This window comes from Tenacibaculum litopenaei, from assembly GCF_964514025.1.
GTDB lineage: Bacteria > Bacteroidota > Bacteroidia > Flavobacteriales > Flavobacteriaceae > Polaribacter > Polaribacter litopenaei.
Map to the genome: position 1 here is coordinate 74,684 of NZ_CAZEQT010000002.1, position 16,318 is coordinate 91,001.

At 39.6% G+C, this 16,318-nt stretch carries 15 protein-coding genes and 1 tRNA gene; 10 read left to right on the forward strand and 6 right to left on the reverse strand.

Annotated elements, in window-relative coordinates:
* Positions 1–90: 90 nt before the first annotated feature.
* Positions 91–828, forward strand: a complete 738-nt coding sequence (locus ACKTS5_RS03035; RefSeq protein WP_408042362.1) for a hypothetical protein — start codon at positions 91–93, stop codon at positions 826–828.
* Between the two features lie 2 nt (positions 829–830).
* On the opposite strand, the gene ACKTS5_RS03040 is transcribed toward ACKTS5_RS03035, so the two are convergent.
* Both ACKTS5_RS03040 and ACKTS5_RS03045 read right to left on the reverse strand, forming a co-directional pair.
* Positions 831–1,292 carry a hypothetical protein gene (locus ACKTS5_RS03040; protein WP_408042363.1) on the reverse strand — a complete coding sequence of 154 codons (462 nt, stop codon included), beginning with the start codon at positions 1,290–1,292 and terminating at the stop codon, positions 831–833.
* Between the two features lie 69 nt (positions 1,293–1,361).
* Entirely contained in the window at positions 1,362–1,595 is a 234-nt protein-coding gene (locus ACKTS5_RS03045; protein WP_408042364.1) for a hypothetical protein, read from the reverse strand.
* A 281-nt stretch (positions 1,596–1,876) separates the two neighbouring features.
* Between ACKTS5_RS03045 and ACKTS5_RS03050 the strand changes: the two genes are divergently transcribed.
* Together ACKTS5_RS03050 and ACKTS5_RS03055 are read left to right on the forward strand one after the other, a co-directional pair.
* Positions 1,877–2,356 carry a tyrosine-type recombinase/integrase gene (locus tag ACKTS5_RS03050; RefSeq protein ID WP_408042365.1) on the forward strand — a complete coding sequence of 160 codons (480 nt, stop codon included), beginning with the start codon at positions 1,877–1,879 and terminating at the stop codon, positions 2,354–2,356.
* Between the two features lie 98 nt (positions 2,357–2,454).
* Positions 2,455–2,667 carry a hypothetical protein gene (locus tag ACKTS5_RS03055; protein ID WP_408042366.1) on the forward strand — a complete coding sequence of 71 codons (213 nt, stop codon included), beginning with the start codon at positions 2,455–2,457 and terminating at the stop codon, positions 2,665–2,667.
* A 216-nt stretch (positions 2,668–2,883) separates the two neighbouring features.
* On the opposite strand, the gene ACKTS5_RS03060 is transcribed toward ACKTS5_RS03055, so the two are convergent.
* Together ACKTS5_RS03060 and ACKTS5_RS03065 are read right to left on the reverse strand one after the other, a co-directional pair.
* Positions 2,884–2,957, reverse strand: a tRNA-Ile gene (locus ACKTS5_RS03060).
* 53 nt (positions 2,958–3,010) lie between these two features.
* Positions 3,011–3,982, reverse strand: a complete 972-nt coding sequence (locus ACKTS5_RS03065) for a polyprenyl synthetase family protein (protein WP_408042367.1) — start codon at positions 3,980–3,982, stop codon at positions 3,011–3,013.
* A 74-nt stretch (positions 3,983–4,056) separates the two neighbouring features.
* Here ACKTS5_RS03065 and ACKTS5_RS03070 point away from each other — a divergent pair, with 74 nt between their 5' ends.
* Genes ACKTS5_RS03070 through ACKTS5_RS03085 form a run of 4 tightly spaced genes read left to right on the forward strand, consistent with a single transcriptional unit; the run spans position 4,057 to position 10,752 of the window.
* The gene (locus ACKTS5_RS03070) at positions 4,057–4,719 is read left to right on the forward strand and encodes a TetR/AcrR family transcriptional regulator (RefSeq protein WP_408042368.1); all 663 of its coding nucleotides are present in this window, start codon (positions 4,057–4,059) and stop codon (positions 4,717–4,719) included.
* A gap of 3 nt (positions 4,720–4,722) precedes the next feature.
* The gene (locus ACKTS5_RS03075; protein WP_408042369.1) at positions 4,723–6,066 is read left to right on the forward strand and encodes a TolC family protein; all 1,344 of its coding nucleotides are present in this window, start codon (positions 4,723–4,725) and stop codon (positions 6,064–6,066) included.
* A gap of 7 nt (positions 6,067–6,073) precedes the next feature.
* Positions 6,074–7,282 (forward strand): efflux RND transporter periplasmic adaptor subunit, encoded by a 1,209-nt coding sequence (locus ACKTS5_RS03080; RefSeq protein ID WP_408042370.1) that lies wholly within the window; start codon positions 6,074–6,076, stop codon positions 7,280–7,282.
* Between the two features lie 8 nt (positions 7,283–7,290).
* Complete coding sequence (locus tag ACKTS5_RS03085) at positions 7,291–10,752, forward strand: efflux RND transporter permease subunit (RefSeq protein ID WP_408042371.1); 3,462 nt, start codon at positions 7,291–7,293, stop codon at positions 10,750–10,752.
* Between the two features lie 120 nt (positions 10,753–10,872).
* Here the strand turns inward: ACKTS5_RS03085 and ACKTS5_RS03090 are convergent, their stop codons facing one another.
* Positions 10,873–13,197 (reverse strand): TonB-dependent receptor domain-containing protein, encoded by a 2,325-nt coding sequence (locus tag ACKTS5_RS03090; protein WP_408042372.1) that lies wholly within the window; start codon positions 13,195–13,197, stop codon positions 10,873–10,875.
* A 206-nt stretch (positions 13,198–13,403) separates the two neighbouring features.
* On the opposite strand from ACKTS5_RS03090, the gene ACKTS5_RS03095 reads away from it, so the two are divergent.
* Genes ACKTS5_RS03095 through ACKTS5_RS03105 form a run of 3 tightly spaced genes read left to right on the forward strand, consistent with a single transcriptional unit; the run spans position 13,404 to position 15,694 of the window.
* Positions 13,404–14,474: a sensor histidine kinase gene (locus ACKTS5_RS03095; protein WP_408042373.1), complete on the forward strand. Its 1,071-nt coding sequence runs from the start codon at positions 13,404–13,406 to the stop codon at positions 14,472–14,474.
* On the forward strand, positions 14,474–15,184 hold the full coding sequence (locus ACKTS5_RS03100; RefSeq protein ID WP_408042374.1) for a LytR/AlgR family response regulator transcription factor: 711 nt from the start codon (positions 14,474–14,476) through the stop codon (positions 15,182–15,184). The genes ACKTS5_RS03095 and ACKTS5_RS03100 overlap by 1 nt, the downstream gene beginning before the upstream one ends.
* Before the next feature lie 42 nt (positions 15,185–15,226).
* On the forward strand, positions 15,227–15,694 hold the full coding sequence (locus ACKTS5_RS03105; protein WP_408042375.1) for a regulatory protein RecX: 468 nt from the start codon (positions 15,227–15,229) through the stop codon (positions 15,692–15,694).
* Here ACKTS5_RS03105 and ACKTS5_RS03110 read toward each other — a convergent pair whose 3' ends face one another.
* A complete protein-coding gene (locus ACKTS5_RS03110) occupies positions 15,695–16,237 on the reverse strand; it encodes a hypothetical protein (RefSeq protein ID WP_408042376.1) in 543 nt (180 codons plus the stop codon).
* Between the last annotated feature and the right edge of the window lie 81 nt (positions 16,238–16,318).

Below are 16,318 nucleotides of genomic sequence, written 5' to 3' on the forward strand. Positions count from 1 at the left end.
CTTTTTTAAAGAGGGATGTTTTTACTAAAAATTAACCTCTAAATAATACAATTATAAAGCAAAACATAGACTTTCTGATTTGAGGGTATAATGTCAGATCAAAATACAGAGCAACGTAAATTTAATAGATTCCAGGGTGAATTATCGGGCAGTCATTCTGGTTTGTTTGCTGGAACTATAGCTAGTGAAATGAGCAAACGTAATAAAGATGAGGTTACGCAGAAAAAAGAGAAAAACCGAGAACTGTTATTAAGTGAACTTGAAAAAGTATATTTAGATTTAATAAATGAAATAGATGCTAATTTAGATGCTATTCATGAAGCAATGCAAAAAAATCGTGATGAATGGGAGGAACGTGCTAACCGCTTAAATGATATTGACGATCTATTACAAGAGGTAAAAGATGGTGGAGAATTAAATGTTCAACAAGCTAATAAAGTGATAGAAAGCGCAGGGAAATCCATCCTAGAAAATGCTACATCGGCGGATTATTATAGGGTTTTAATTGAGATTAAAATTGATAATCTGGAACAAATTGACACTTTAGATCAAAGCTTTGTCAAATTAGAAGAGGGTGAAAAATTTTATCATGATTTACAAGAGCAAGCCAATAAGATCTATAATGATCAAAGTTTAAGTAAGCAAGATCGTTTGGCTGCTTATGCACGCCTCAACAACGAAGTTGGAAAAACCAATTTTGTTGAAGCCGCATTGGAGATTGAAAATCAAAATCAAAAAGTTGAGATGGAAGATTTTTCAAATACTGATTACAGCCAACAAGTAGAAAATTCAGTAAATAAAATATCTGAGATTAAGCTGAACTTCTAACTCTAACGTTCCAATGTTTGTAGTTTTTCTTTTGGGTGTGCTTTTCTAAAATCACGTACAGCTTCAGGTAGCATGGCAACAAATTCTTCTACATTAAAAATACCATTTTGACGACCGTTAACAAAATAAGCAAAAGCATACCCTGTCTTTTCATCTGTAATTTCAATGAAGAATTTATGGGGGATGCCTTTCTCTGTTAATTTTGTAGAAAGTCTATCTTTAAAGATATTAAAATCCTCGGTGTTTTTTCTACCGTGCATCACTGTTATACCGAGTTCAGGGAATAATTTGGTGTAACGCGCGGCTTTAAAAATAAACGTACGCTCCGCATTCACTTTTTTCATTTTTGCTTCGTAGGTCAAGCTATCTGATTTGTACGTGTTTTTATTTTGTCCGTATGTGTTTGTACCAAACACACTTGCGGCAATCAGGCTTAAGACTAAGGTTTGTTTTTTAAATTTCATATGTTCTCTCGTTTTTTATGATGATTTTTTTTATGAGAAAATGGTTTCTAAAGTTGATCTAATAAAACTCTAGACCGGAATTCTGATGGTGTTATTAAGAAGTATGATGGCGACAATAAAGATCAGTTTAAAAATGGTATCGGCGAGCTGCCCCACGAACTGCCCAATAGCACCCAGTATAAGTGCACCAATAATAAGTCCGATAAATTCACCGTGATTGTACCCAAATATTGCTCCTGATATTCCGCCTAGGAGCATTAAGATGTTCTCGAAGAAACCACCTTCATTTTGTTCTTTGTTCATTTTTGAAATTTTAATGGTGTTTATTTCAGCACTAAGGCGGGGTGTAAGCCCAAGTTTTTAAAAACTTTTTCCCTTAATCTGCTAAACGTGTCTGAAAATTAGATATGCTCTGCCATTATGAGGGTGTTTAAGGAGTGCCTAGCCCTAGAAATAGAAAAATTTGAGCGTTAAAAAGCCCTTTTTTCACTAAAACCAGAAAAAAACATCTTTTTTATTTGAAAAATTGTCCGAATATATCTAATAATCGGACAATGAACTTTTATAATTAAAGACGAACAATAATGTATAAATCAAACCTTTCACTACATGATGCAAACGGAAAACGTAAATATTTAAACACAGCGGAACTCCGTAGGTTTTTAGCGTGTACCAAAAACAAACCCGTACATATAAAACTGTTTTGCCAATTGCTTTTTTATACGGGCGCACGTATCTCTGAAATTCATAATTTGACCGTCGATCGTTTGGATTTTTCCAACAAAACCGTTGTGCTGGAAACCTTGAAAAAAAGACGTCGGGGTGTGTTTAGAGAAATCCATTTGGCTGATTTTTTATTAGAGGATTTGGAGATGTTCCCCCAAAACCTACATGCTGCCCAATGCCCACAAAAGCTGTGGTGTTTTTCACTGCGCACCGCATCACGGTATGTAAAGGCGATTATGGTTGAGGCTGAAATTGATTGTGTACGAGGCAGCTCTAAATCTCTACGTCATGGTTATGCGGTGAATGCTGTACAAAAAGCACCGATTACCTTGGTTTAAAAATGGTTGGGACATTGTGATTTGGAAACCACTGCGATTTACCTCGATATTATTGGGTCAGAAGAGCGCGTGATTGCAAAAACAGTTTGGGTGATGTAATGAAAGAATTTGATATTTCAACAATTTATAAAAAACTCCATGTATTAGAAAAAGAGTTAATCCAGATAAATGGTTTAATGCTTGCCTTGCAAAAACTCCTTCCTGATGGAAACGTCCATACCTGTGTCGCTAATGAATTAGAGGAAAGATTAGGGCGTTTTAATAAACAGTTCTATGAATTTTGGGAAATGGTATCGGAGAATGATCGGTAAAAATCTACCTTTTAAGATTATTGAATACGTGAATTATATCATACTCATCCGTGATATGTCAAGTTTTTTAAAAAAATATTCTCAGTCTAGAATATAATTTATGTTTTTTTAAACGTTTGAAGGCAAGTGATTTATTTTGGTTTATGTGAGTGCAAATTGAGTGCAAATAAAAAAGCTTTGAAAGTTTTTAACCTCTCAAAGCTTTGATTTTACTAGTGGTCCCACATGGGCTCGAACCATGGACCCCCTGATTATGAGTCAGGTGCTCTAACCAACTGAGCTATAGGACCTGTGATTTTGGGTGTGCAAAGATAAAAACTTTTTTAAAATACCCAAGTAATTTTTATACTTTTCTGCTCATCAGCTGTACGCCAAAAGCGCGCAGTCCGTCGGTTGCTTTGGCCGGTAAATCCAGCTTGGTCAAATGTTCAAACGACTTATTCGTGTAATCTTCAATGAGTTGTTGCGTGAGTGCAGGGATGTTATTGCGTTCAAAAATAGCTTTGACCTCTGTAACCTTAGTTTCTTTGGCAACCTCGTCGGTATTGTACAAGGCTAGCAAGGCCTCGCTGTCTGCTGGTGAAGCTACCTCTAAGGCTTTTAAATACAAATACGTCTTCTTATTCTCGATAATATCACCACCTACCTGTTTTCCAAAACTCTCCGGATCACCAAAAGTATCCAAATAATCGTCCTGTAGCTGGAAGGCAATACCGAGGTCTACTCCAAAATTATAAATATGGGCAGCGGCTTCCTCATCGGCATTGGCAACGATAGCTCCCATTTTTAGGGCGGCACCTACCAATACAGAAGTCTTTAAACGGATCATCTCGATGTATTCCGATATCTCTACGTCGTTACGGGTTTCGAAATCCACATCTAGCTGCTGACCATCACACACTTCCAAGGCTGTTTTACTAAACAACTTCGCTAACTTCTGAAACACTACAGGCTCGTAATTCTCAAAATACTGGTACGCTAAAATGAGCATGGCATCTCCCGATAAAATTCCGGTATTGATATCCCATTTTTCGTGTACAGTTTCCTTACCACGTCGCAGGGGAGCATCGTCCATAATGTCGTCGTGTACCAAGGTGAAATTATGAAAAACTTCTACGGCTAAGGCCGCCGGAAGGGCGTTTTCATAGCTTCCCGAAAACAAATCCGCGGCGATCAAGGTCAATACGGGACGCAGGCGTTTTCCGCCTAATTGCAAGATGTAATCGACAGGTTCATAGAGGTTTCTAGGTTCTCTAGTGAAATTCTGAGCGGCTAAATATTTTAAAAAGTCTGATTGATATTGTAGTAAGTCCAAATTTCAAATTTTTTGTAAAAATAAGGTAAACAAATAGCTACACCATACCAGAATGTTAAAAAATAATTAAAACTATGGAAACTTTTTTTGTTTCTAAAGTTTCCTGCACTACCTTTGCCCAGATTATGAGAGATAAAATTTTAGAAAAGTCAGGAGAAATGTTTTTGACCTTAGGGTTCAAAAGTGTGACGATGGATGATATAGCACGTGAGCTGGGGATTTCTAAAAAGACCTTGTACAAGTATTTTTCGAACAAGGCAAATTTAGTAGCCGCGGCAACCGGTGCTGTTCAGCAGGCGATTGATAAAACAATTTTAAATATTAAAGATCAGGATTTCAATGCGATAGAGGAGGAGTTCGAAATTAAAGCTATCTTTAAGGAAATGTTTAAAAATGCCAAAACCTCTCCCATGTACCAGTTAAAAAAGTACTACCCGGAGACGTACCAAGATTTAATGGACCGAGAGGTGTGCATGTTTAAAGATTGCAATGCAGACAACCTTGAAAAAGGAATTGAACAGGGCCTATACCGTCCTTCTATCAATATAGAATTGGTAGGGAACTTTTACTTTACCTTGATTTTCGGTGTGTTTGAAAGCGAGTTGTACAGTCAACACATGCAGGAAGTTTTGCGTATTGAATACGAAATTTTAGAATATCATATCAGGGCAATAGCCACAGAAAAGGGATTAGCGGAGCTAGAAAAACAATTAAAAATCATAAATCAAAACAAATAAGCGATGAGGAAATACATTTTCCATGTATTTATACTCTTTTTATCGTGCGGGGTGTTTGCACAGCAAAAAGAGTTGCATTTATCGATGCAAGATGCGATCGATTATGCACTGAAAAACAACTACGATAACAAGATTGCAGCCAAAAATATTGAAGCAGCCAAAGAGCGAAAGTGGGAAACTACTACCATCGGATTGCCTCAAATTGATGGAAAGGTAGACTACCAAAACTGGTTAAAGCAACAAGTACAGTTGTTGCCAGCTGAATTAGCAGGAGGAGCACCAGGAACCTTTGTGCCTGTGCGCTTCGGAACCAAGCAAACCATGAACGCCTCTGTAACCTTACGTCAGTTAATTTTTGACGGATCGTACTTGGTAGGGCTGCAGTCGGCAAGAACCTACTTGAAAATTTCGGAGCAATCCAAAGAAAAAACAGCCTTGGCTACGCGTGAAGCAGTAATCAATGCCTACGGAAACGTACTGTTAATCGAAAAGTCTATCGGGATCTTAGAAAACAACCGTCAAAACTTGCAAAAGAACCTTGACGAAACCCAAAAAATCTACGACAACGGATTAACAGAACTAGAAAATGTAGAGCAATTGCAAATCACCTTGGCGAATGTTGAAAACAACTTAAACAATGCCAAGCGTATGAAGGCAATTTCGTACAAAATGCTAAACATCGCTCTTGGAAATAAAATCGAAAAGCAACTCGTATTGACCGATGACCTCGATAGTTTGGTACTGGCAAATACCGATTTGAGCCTGTTGACCAAAGTGTTTGACGTAGAAAAGCACATCGATTATCGCATGGCGGATAACGATCGTGAAAGCAAGCGTTTGTTAATGCGATTGGAGCAAAGTAAGGCCTTACCGAGCTTATCAGCCTTTGTAAACTACGGAGCCAATGCAAACTCAAACGAATTTGAATTTTTTAGTTCAAAATCGAAGTGGTTTGACTATTCGATGTTTGGGGTGAGCTTAAACGTACCGATCTTTAGCAGTTTCGGGAGACGTTCAAAAACAGCCCGTGCTCGTATCGAGTTGGAAAATGCCGATATCAGACGCGAAGAGATTCGTCAGAAGTTAAACCTTCAAGCCGAATCGGCAAAGAGCGAATACCAATTGAGTATCGAAAATTATGAAACCGCTAAGAAAAATTTAGGCTTAGCAGAGCGCATTGAAAAAAAGCAGCAGGTGAAATTCTTTGAAGGATTGTCGTCGAGCTTTGATTTATTACAAGCGCAAAATCAGTTGTACTCACAACAAAACGGCTATATGCAATCCATGTTAGAAGTGATTGCTAAAAAAGCAAAATTAGAAAACGCATTAAACATACCTATTAAATAATCAACTAATGAGAAAGATTGCAACCATCATCGTAACAGCGTCACTTTTAGCTTCATGTGGAAGTAAAGAGCAATCAGTGGAGTCAGCAATAAACTCACAAGACCTAAAAACTATCCGTACTAAAAAGGACGAGTTAGATAAAAAACAACAAGAACTAGCTTCGCAAATCAAATTGTTAAGTGCAGAGATTGCAAAGTTAGACACCAATAAAAAAGTGCCTTTGATTACTACCGAAAAGGCCGTAAATACCGAGTTCGTGCATTATTTAGATTTACAAGGAAATGTACAAACAAAGAAAAATGTACTCGTATATCCTGAAATGCCAGGTCAGTTAGTAAAAATCTATGTGAAAGAAGGACAGCGCGTAGCAAAAGGACAGGCATTGGCAAAAATCGACGACGGTGGCTTGAGTCAGCAAGTAGCACAGGTAGAGGCACAAGCGGCCTTAGCCAAAACTACCTTCGATCGTCAAAAGAGATTGTGGGACCAAAAAATCGGTTCTGAAATCCAGTATTTACAGGCGAAAACAACCTACGAAACAACGATGAGATCTGTAAACCAATTGAAAGAACAATTGGCGAAGAGTGTGATTCGTGCACCGTTTACAGGAATTGTTGATGACGTTATTAAAGAGCAGGGAACCGTAGTGGCTCCAGGTCCTGGTGCTGAGGTATTCCGCGTTGTGAACTTAGGAGATATGTACATCGAAACGGATGTGCCAGAGAGCTATATCTCTTCAGTAAAGAAAGGAAAAAAGGTAGAAGTAGAGTTCCCAATCTTAGGAACGACAGTAAGCTCTACCGTGCGTCAAGCCGGAAACTTTATCAATCCTGCTAACAGAACTTTTAAAGTAGAAGTTGCTGTGCCTAACAAAGACCGTACGATCAAGCCTAATTTAACAGCGAAGTTGCGTATTAATGATTATACCAATCCAAGTGCAATTTTGATTCCACAGAGCATCATCTCTGAAAATGGAAAAGGAGAGCAGTACGTATTTGTAGTCGATAGCATCGAAAATAAGGCCGGTAAAACTACAGGTGTTGCTAAACAAGTAATCATCACCACTGGAAAAACACAGGGAGATGTGATTGAAATTCTTTCGGGAATCAAAAGCAACGATGAAATCGTATTAGAAGGGGCGAGAAGTGTTAAAAATGGTCAGCAAGTGCAAATCTTAAACCTAGCTGCCAAAAATGTAGCGCAAAAAAATAAATAAGAGTAGGAATGAACGAACAAAATAAAAAAGTAGACAAGGAGTTTGGATTATCTTCTTGGGCTATTAATAACAAGACAACCATCTACGTAATGATGGCGATTATCTTGTTCGCAGGAATCTCGGCATTTATCGGAATGCCTCGTGAGAATTTCCCTGAAATCAAGGATACCAAAATTTATGTAAGCTCTATTTACCCTGGGAATACCGCGGAAGATATTGAAAAACTGATTACTGATCCGTTAGAAGACAAGCTGAAAACGGTAAGTAACATGAAAAAAATAACCTCGACATCTCAGGAAGATGTATCGATGATTATTATTGAGTTTGATGACGGTATCACTATCGAACAGGCAAAGCAAAAGGTGAAAGACGAAATTGACGAAGAAGTATCGGGAGAAGATTGGCCTACCTTTAACGGTGCCAAAGTAGAGCCCAATGTTTTTGAGTTAAACATTTCGGAAGAAACCCCCATTTTGAATATCAATATCTCAGGTGATTATACCGTGCGCAAGTTGAAAGACTTTGCAGAGTATTTACAAGATGAAATTGAAGATCTAGAGGAAATTAAAAAAGCGGATATCCGTGGAGCAGAGGACAAAGAAGTTGAGGTAGCCGTGGACATCTATAAGATGATGGCGGCGAAAGTGAGCTTTGACGATGTGATTAATGCTATCAAAGGAGGAAACGTGACCATGTCGGCAGGAAATATCATTGCCAGTGGCCAACGTAGAACCATCCGTGTATTGGGAGAAATCGAAGATCCACAAGAATTGCAAAATTTTGTGGTAAAAGTAGAGCGTGGCAATCATATCTATTTAAAAGATATTGCCCAGGTAACCTTTAAAGACAAAGACAGAACAACCTATGCTCGTGAATTTGGAGAGCCAGTGGTAATGTTAGATGTCAAAAAACGTACGGGTAAAAACATGGTTGAAGCTGCCGAAAAGGTGCAGGCGATCGTGAAAAAAGCACAAAAAGACGTATTCCCAAGTAACTTAAAGGTGACTATTGCCAATGATCAATCGTCAAAAACCATCGGTCAGGTTGATGATTTGGTAAACAATATCATCTTTGGGGTAATCTTAGTAGTAACCGTATTGATGTTTTTCTTAGGGTTGCGCAACGCACTCTTTGTAGGGTTTGCAATTCCGATGTCGATGTTTATGTCGTTAATGGTACTAAACATGGCGGGATACACGATGAATACCATGATTCTTTTTGGATTGATTATGGGACTCGGAATGCTGGTAGACAACGGTATTGTAGTCGTTGAAAACGTATATCGTTTGATGGAAGAAGAAGGGATGTCGCGTATTGAGGCAGCCAAAAAGGGAATCGGTGAAATCGCCTTTCCTATCATCATTTCTACAGCAACTACGGTAGCAGCCTTTATTCCTTTAGGAATGTGGCCAGGAGTCATGGGGCAGTTTATGAAGTACTTCCCAATTACCTTATCAGCGGTACTAGGATCGTCGTTGTTTGTGGCTATCTTCTTTAACTCGGTAATGGTATCACAATTCATGGCCATTGAGGATAAAGAAATGCCGTTAAAAAAGATCATTCGTTTAACTGTTATTTTAGGAGTACTCGGAATCTTGATCGTTATTTTCGGAGGTAGCATGCGACCTCTAGGAACCTTGATGATATTTGCAGCGCTAAATTTCTGGATGTATCGTTATGTAATGCGTCCTTTAGCCAATGGATTCCAAAGTAGAGTGCTACCGAGATGGGAGCGTTTCTACGAGCGTATGATTACCATATCATTGCGAGGTGCACGTCCTATTATTATCTCAGTGGTAACGTTTATCTTATTAATCGTTTCTTTTATTGGATTTGGAGGATCTGTAGCGAGCAAAAGAACCAAAGTAGAGTTCTTCCCTGACAATACGCCCAACCAGGTAATTGTATATGTGGAGTATCCACAAGGTACTGACATTGAAAAAACCAATACCATCATGAAAGATTTGGAAGCGCGTGTGACCAAAATCTTGAATGGACCGGAGTATATGGAAGGAGATAGAAATTTCTTGGTAGAGAGTTCTATTGCCCAAGTAGGTGCTGGTTCTGGGAATCCTCAAACTGACGGTGGATCAACAGCTGAAATGCCACACCGTGGTAAGATAGTTGCATCGATGCGTGAATATAAATACCGAAAAGGTGCCGATAGTAAGGAGTTGAAGCGAAAAATCACCGATGCTTTAAAAGGAATATATCCTGGATTGTTAATCTCAGTAGAGAAAGATCCTGTAGGGCCGCCAGCCGGGTATCCAATTAACATAGAATTGGAAGGAAAGGATTACAACGAGCTTATTGAAACCGCAGAAAAAATGCGTGATTTTATCAATACGAAGTCTATTCCTGGAATTGCAGAGTTAAAGATAGATGTTAACAAGGCGAAACCAACCATGTTGGTGGAAGTAGATAGGAAAAAAGCAGGAGAGTTAGGGGTAAAAGCCTTCCAAGTAGGGCAGCAGTTGCGAAATTCAATTTTCGGATCAAAAGCAGGAGTGTATAAAGAAGACGGAGAAGATTACGATATCTATGTGCGTTTTGATAAAGACAACCGCTACAATCCGAGCGTAGTATTTAACCAAACCATTACCTTTAGAGATATGGCGAGTGGCCAGGTGAAGTCGATTCCTGTGTCTACGGTGGCAAAAGGAAGAAACACTTCTGGGTACAGTGCCATTAAGCACAAAGCGCTAAAAAGAGTGGTAACGGTCTACTCAGCCTTAGCACCAGGGTACACTGATGCCAGTGCTATTGTGAGCAAAATTCAAGAAGAAATGAAGAGTTTTGAAGGACTGCCAAAGAATATTAAGGTAGATTATACCGGACAAATTGAAGAGCAAAACAAGCAGATGACCTTCTTAATGGGAGCTTTTTTCTCAGGACTTGGATTGATTTTCTTAATCTTAATTTTCCAGTTTAACTCGGTGTCAAAACCAGCGATTATTATGATTGCTATTTTCTTGAGTTTGATTGGAGTATTTGGAGGAATTGTAGCTTCAGGATCATCATTCGTTATTATGATGACCATGATGGGAATTATCTCGCTTGCCGGGATTGTAGTAAACAACGGGGTGGTATTATTAGACTATACCCAGCTGTTAATTGATCGTCGCAAGGTGGAGCAAAACATGCCAGAAGATGCTTATGTTCCTGTGGAGGATTTAAAAGCGGCTATTATCCGTGGAGGAAAAGCGCGTTTACGTCCTGTATTATTGACGGCAATTACCACGATTTTAGGATTGATTCCTTTGGCAATCGGACTGAATATAAACTTCTTTACCCTAGTAACAGAATTGAATCCACATATTTATATGGGAGGAGACAACGTAATTTTCTGGGGGCCTTTAGCGTGGACGGTAATTTACGGATTATTCGTAGCGACCTTCCTAACGCTAATTGTAGTACCGATATTATTCTACTTAACTACTAAGTTTAAAATGTGGTTACGTAGCTTATAATAGTTGATTAATTTGTTAATAAAAAGGTCCGAGTATTCCTCGGACCTTTTTCGTGTTTATTGGGGGACAATTACGCAAGTGTACGTTGTTTAAATTAGCCTTATCCATCCGGATAGAGGCTTAATCAGGAAGTCGATCACGGTCTTTTTTAGTTCTGTTAAAGCGATATATAAAGCTCAGTGACGTCGTTCTTCCCATACGTCGGGTAAAGGTTTGACTGGTGTAATTTTCGCCGGTAATCAAACGCTGGGCAGCTCTGGAATCAAAAATATTGTTGACATTCAGACTTACAGAGGCCTTGTCACCCCACAAATCTTGGCTGGCACCGATGTTGACGGCATAGTTTGATTTGGTGAGGATTTGTCCGCTTTTTCGCGCTCCTTGATAGTTGGCACTCGATTGCATAGAAAAAGTTTTAAAACGCATTCTTGCATTGAGTCGAGCGGTCCAAACTTGGTCTTTTGTGTTAAAAAGCCCGCGCTGTTGAAAGCCGAAGTAGTTAATTTCACTTGACAATCGCAACCATTTTAACGGAGAGTAACGCAGGGTAAGTTCAGCTCCTAGTCGATCTTCAGTTCCTGAGTTTACAGGTTTGGATACTAGGGCACCATCTGCGGCTATAAATACCTGGGTTTCGAATAAATTGGTCGTGTGCTGAAAGTATACCGAAGGGTTGATGGTCACCTTTTTCCAACGCTTTAAGCTACCGAGTTCAAACGAATTGGTAAACATTGGGTTTAAGTCCGGATTACCAATGCGGTAGTTACGGCGATCGGTATATCCACCAAAAGGATTGAGTTGCCAAAATCGAGGTCTGCGAATACGTCTACTATAACTCAATTGCAGGTTGTTACTCGAGCTGAAATTATAGGTTAAGTGCACAGTAGGGAATAGGTTGGTGTATTTTTTGTCTGTTTCAAAAGCGCCCTTTCTATCCGTGCTCCCTGTATTGGAATGCTCCGCGCGAAGTCCTAATAAATATTGAAGTTTCCCTTCGCGATTTCCATATTGGATATAGGCCCCGTAAATACCTTCGTGGTATTCCAGTAAATTGGTGAATCGGTCGAGAACGATATTGTTGTCTTTGACCGTATAGTCGCTATCGATAAATCGGACCTCTCCTTTGATTCCCATTTCAATATGCGATTTTTTGTGCACGGGGAGTCTAAAATCCGATTGAAACAAAAAGTCCTGACTACTTTCAATATCGCGTGTGCTCAAACTACTTTGTACGGCAGTGGGGAGCAATTGACGCTCAAATACGATTTCGTTTTCGTCGTCGTTCCACCAGTCAAACTGAAAGTTTACCGTCAGCTTTTGTCCTTTTTTGTCAAAATCTTTCACGTAATTGATTTCGAGTTGGTTGGCTTTTTGCGGTTCGCGGTAGTTTTCTGTATTGGCAAACGACTGTGTTACCTGCCTGTTGGCATCGCGGAGTTGAATGTCGTAATCTACTTTGTTTTTGATAACATTGGAACGGTGGTAATAGCTTAAGGTCAGGGTGTTTTTGTCGTTGATGTAGTAATCACTACCCAAGTACAAGTTAAAAACGCGGTAGTCTGTCCTGTTTGAGGTAAGGCGGTCTAGGTAGGAGTTCGGCGTACCGTTTACAAAATCGGTTCGGTTCAAAGAGCTGTATCCGTTAAAACCCATATGACGATAGCGCAGGTTCGAAAACAAGTTGAATTTATCTTGCTTGTAGTTGATATTGTAATTGATACCGTGATTGTCAGGAATTCCAGTGTTGAGTTGCAAAGAACTTCCAAATCCTCCTTTTTTATTTTTTTTCAGAATGATATTGATGATCCCGGCGGTACCTTCTGCATCGTATTTTGCAGATGGATTGGTGATGACCTCTACCTTTTCGATGCTCTCTGAAGGTATTTGTTCCAGTCCGTTGTTATTGGTAAGTACCGAGGGTTTTCCGTTGATGAGGATGCGAACATTGGGATTTCCTCGCAAACTAATGCCTCCTTCTACATCGACGTTTACCGATGGAACATTGTTTAAAATGTCGTTGACAGAGCCTCCTTTTGACAAGAGATCTTTACCGACGTTGAACACGCGCTTGTCGAGCTTGTATTCCGTAGTTGACTTTTCGGCAATGACTTCAACTTCATCCAAGGCAGTAGCGTCTTCACGCAGTGAAATGGTAGGCAGTTGCTGTGAGTTTTTCAATACAAAATTAGTTTGTTCATAGGTTTTAAATCCGATGAATTCTACCCGAAGGGTATAAGTACCCGGACGGGCTTTCAGTGAAAATTGTCCTTGCTGATCGGTGGTAGCTCCGGTGAGCTGTTGAGGTTGTGTAGGATTGCTCAAAATCACCGTAGCAAATTCTAAGGGCTGCTGGCTGTTCTTTTCTACAACTTTTCCTCGCAGAGTTACTTGACTCCAAAGGAGTATTGGTGTCAATACTAAAAAGGCTGCTATTATTTTTTTCATGCTTCTGTTATTAGTGAATGCTCAAATGTGCAATAAAATGCACGCTGTAAATTGTGTAATCGATAAATACCCTAGAAAAGTCGACGTTTACTAAAAGTGTACTCAATGGACGTATTGGGCGACGGAGAGGTTACATTTGGGAGCGATTTTTTCTCGTTGGTCGATTTTTGGTACCGTTTGATACTCCTTGCGTATCTTTAGCCACCATGAGTACTATAGATAAAATATTGCGGTTTTTTTTTGAGCAACCCCGTTGGGTAAAACACAGTTTGTTTTGGTTGGGAATCTTGTTGTTAATGATTCCGAAAGAGTTGGTATACAGCAGAGAAAGCCCTTTTGAAATTGCCGTGATGTACTGTTGCATTATTGTGGGCCAAGTGGGAGCTTCGTATTTCTTTGCCTATTGGGTAATTCCGAATTACCTGTGGAAACGCCGCTATCTCCTCACCGTTTTGTTTTTTATCCTCGGTACGTACGCGTTTAGTGTCGTTGAACGCATCATGGTAGTGCACGTCGGCGAAACGCTGGTACGAACACCTCCCTTTGTACAAGAACCCGTTTGGGAGATTTTAACAGATTGGAAAAAATTATTACACGGCTACATCCCGGCACTCTACTCAGGAGTGGTGTTTTTTTTGTTGGTTAAATACTTCGGAGAATACAAAAAGGTAAAGGAGCGCGATTTGGAACTCAGTAAAGAAAAGGCGCGCAACGAATTAAAAATGCTCAAAGCGCAACTCAATCCTCATTTTTTGTTCAATACCCTCAATAACATCTATACGCTGGCCCTGAGTAATGCACCGAATACTGCTGAGTCTATAGGGAAACTCTCTGAAATTTTGGATCACGTATTGTACAAGTGCTCTGGAAATTGGGTATTGCTTTCTGATGAGTTGCAGTTGATTGCCAACTATATAAGTTTGGAGCGTTTGCGCTATGACGAACGTCTAAAAATAGAAACTTCCGAGCAGCTCAGCGGAGATGTTGAAATTCCTCCGTTAATCTTACTATCTTTGGTAGAAAATGCCTTCAAACACGGCGCTGGGGAAGATAGCGGAGCCCCGAGCATACACATGCACACCGAGGTTGGCGATGACGAGTTTGTATTTCGGATTAAAAATTCTATTCCCCTCGGATACCAAGCCAAGGAAGAGGGAATTGGATTAACTAATATTACCAAACAACTCGATTTAGTTTACGCTGAAGCTTATGAGTTGGATATCACCGTTGATCGTTCGTATTTTGAAGTAGTACTCACCGTAAAAATTGACCATTAATGACGAAGATAAAATGCTTGCTTGTCGACGATGAGCCTTTGGCTCAAGAGCTGTTGAAAAATCACATCAGTAAAATAGATCGCTTGGAGGTCATTGCTACCTGTTCGACAGCGATGAAAGCCTTTGAAATCATCAGTACCCAAAAGGTTGATCTGTTGTTTTTAGATATTAAAATGCCGTCTATGACAGGGTTGCAGTTGTTAAAAACACTCCGTCATCCACCGAAAACAATTTTTACCACGGCCTACCGAGAATACGCTTTTGAAAGTTATGAATTGGAAGCTGTTGATTACCTTCTCAAACCCATTACTTTTGAACGTTTTGTAAAGGCTGTTGATCGGTTTATTAGAAAAGAAGCGACGGTGTTACCTTCGGCAACGACAGCAGCGGAAAAAGAGTATATACTCTTAAAGTCAGGGACAAAATTTCACAAGATTTTACTGGATCACATCGTATATGTAGAAAGTCTAAAAGATTATGTAAAAGTGTATCTGGAAGACGGTAAAAAGGTATTGTCTAAGTATAAAATAGGCAGCTTAGAAGCCGAATTGCCAGCAACAACCTTTTTACGTGTGCACCGTTCATACCTGATCAATACACAAAAAATTACTGCTTTTACCTTGCACGATATAGAAGTGGGCGCCGTGGAAATTCCGATCGGAGCGAGTTATAAAGAACGGGCCATGGCCTTTTTAGACCGACTCAAATAATTGTCGGAATCCTACTATATTTGCCCAGCAAAATTTTAGAGCATGCATAGAAAAGTGTATACGGTTGAGGAAATCAAACGCAAAATGGAACAGTACTGTGTGTATCAAGATCGCTGCCATAAAGAGGTAGAGCAGAAATTGATACAATACCAACTGATTCCAGAGGCACGTGAACACATATTATTACATTTGCTAAGCCATGAGTTTTTAAATGAAGAACGCTTTGCTAAGAGTTTTGCCCGCGGAAAGTTTCGCATAAAAAAATGGGGAAGAGACCGCATTACACGAGAGCTTAAGTTCAGGGATATCTCTTCGTATTTAATAAAAGTAGCGCTCCGAGAAATCGATGCGGAGGAGTACGAGGAAACCTTGTTTGAGTTGGTGGCCAAAAAACAACAGAGTCTTCGTGAGGAAGATCCGTTTAAACGCAGAAAAAAACTATTTGATTTTCTGAAGTACAGAGGCTACGAAACAAGTTTGATTAACCGAGCCCTACTGGAACTCGATTAATTACTGCATTCTATTGAAAACGCTGTCGAGCTTCACCGTTTTATCCAAGTCTTGCTTTTTATAGGTATGTTCAATTTTAGAGGCCATACTGTTGTAGGTATTCACAACAGCGCTGATTTGCTTGTTAACTTCTCCCGAAGAGATGGCTGGGATGTACGTCATGTCAACCAAGCGCAATACTTCGTTTTCAAAAACGTTAATTCTCGCTTTAAATGCACGGGTTTGCAAAGCGTCGATTCGGTTACTGTCCTTGGCCATTTTTGTAAGACTTTTGAGTTCCAGGGCATTGTCGAGTGCCTCGCGGGCTGAAATTTTGTTGTACACAGCCAAAAATTCCTGCAAATCTTTAAACTCTTTCCAGTGTTTGATACGCTGTAAATTGGCGTCGTTAAGAGGTTTTACCTTGTAATTGTGAAATTGCTTAAATCCGGTTTTGACAACGGTTTTCGTTTGCGGAGCAGTCTTTTTTTCTTCACAAGAAATACTCGTTACAAAAAGGGTCGAAAGACCGAGGATATAGGGAAGTTTCACTAATGTTTTCATGGTGGTAAAGGTACTTTATTTTAGGAGATAAGCCAAAGAAGTATCTGACTCTTCTTCTTTATTAAAAGTTAAAAATTGCGT

Coding starts and splice junctions, on each gene's coding strand:
- ACKTS5_RS03035 (WP_408042362.1), top strand. CDS start 91: ATGTCAGATCAAAATACAGAGCAACGTAAATTTAATAGATTCCAGGGT.
- ACKTS5_RS03040 (WP_408042363.1), bottom strand. CDS start 1,292: ATGAAATTTAAAAAACAAACCTTAGTCTTAAGCCTGATTGCCGCAAGT.
- ACKTS5_RS03045 (WP_408042364.1), bottom strand. CDS start 1,595: ATGAACAAAGAACAAAATGAAGGTGGTTTCTTCGAGAACATCTTAATG.
- ACKTS5_RS03050 (WP_408042365.1), top strand. CDS start 1,877: ATGTATAAATCAAACCTTTCACTACATGATGCAAACGGAAAACGTAAA.
- ACKTS5_RS03055 (WP_408042366.1), top strand. CDS start 2,455: ATGAAAGAATTTGATATTTCAACAATTTATAAAAAACTCCATGTATTA.
- ACKTS5_RS03070 (WP_408042368.1), top strand. CDS start 4,057: ATGGAAACTTTTTTTGTTTCTAAAGTTTCCTGCACTACCTTTGCCCAG.
- ACKTS5_RS03075 (WP_408042369.1), top strand. CDS start 4,723: ATGAGGAAATACATTTTCCATGTATTTATACTCTTTTTATCGTGCGGG.
- ACKTS5_RS03080 (WP_408042370.1), top strand. CDS start 6,074: ATGAGAAAGATTGCAACCATCATCGTAACAGCGTCACTTTTAGCTTCA.
- ACKTS5_RS03085 (WP_408042371.1), top strand. CDS start 7,291: ATGAACGAACAAAATAAAAAAGTAGACAAGGAGTTTGGATTATCTTCT.
- ACKTS5_RS03090 (WP_408042372.1), bottom strand. CDS start 13,197: ATGAAAAAAATAATAGCAGCCTTTTTAGTATTGACACCAATACTCCTT.
- ACKTS5_RS03095 (WP_408042373.1), top strand. CDS start 13,404: ATGAGTACTATAGATAAAATATTGCGGTTTTTTTTTGAGCAACCCCGT.
- ACKTS5_RS03100 (WP_408042374.1), top strand. CDS start 14,474: ATGACGAAGATAAAATGCTTGCTTGTCGACGATGAGCCTTTGGCTCAA.
- ACKTS5_RS03105 (WP_408042375.1), top strand. CDS start 15,227: ATGCATAGAAAAGTGTATACGGTTGAGGAAATCAAACGCAAAATGGAA.
- ACKTS5_RS03110 (WP_408042376.1), bottom strand. CDS start 16,237: ATGAAAACATTAGTGAAACTTCCCTATATCCTCGGTCTTTCGACCCTT.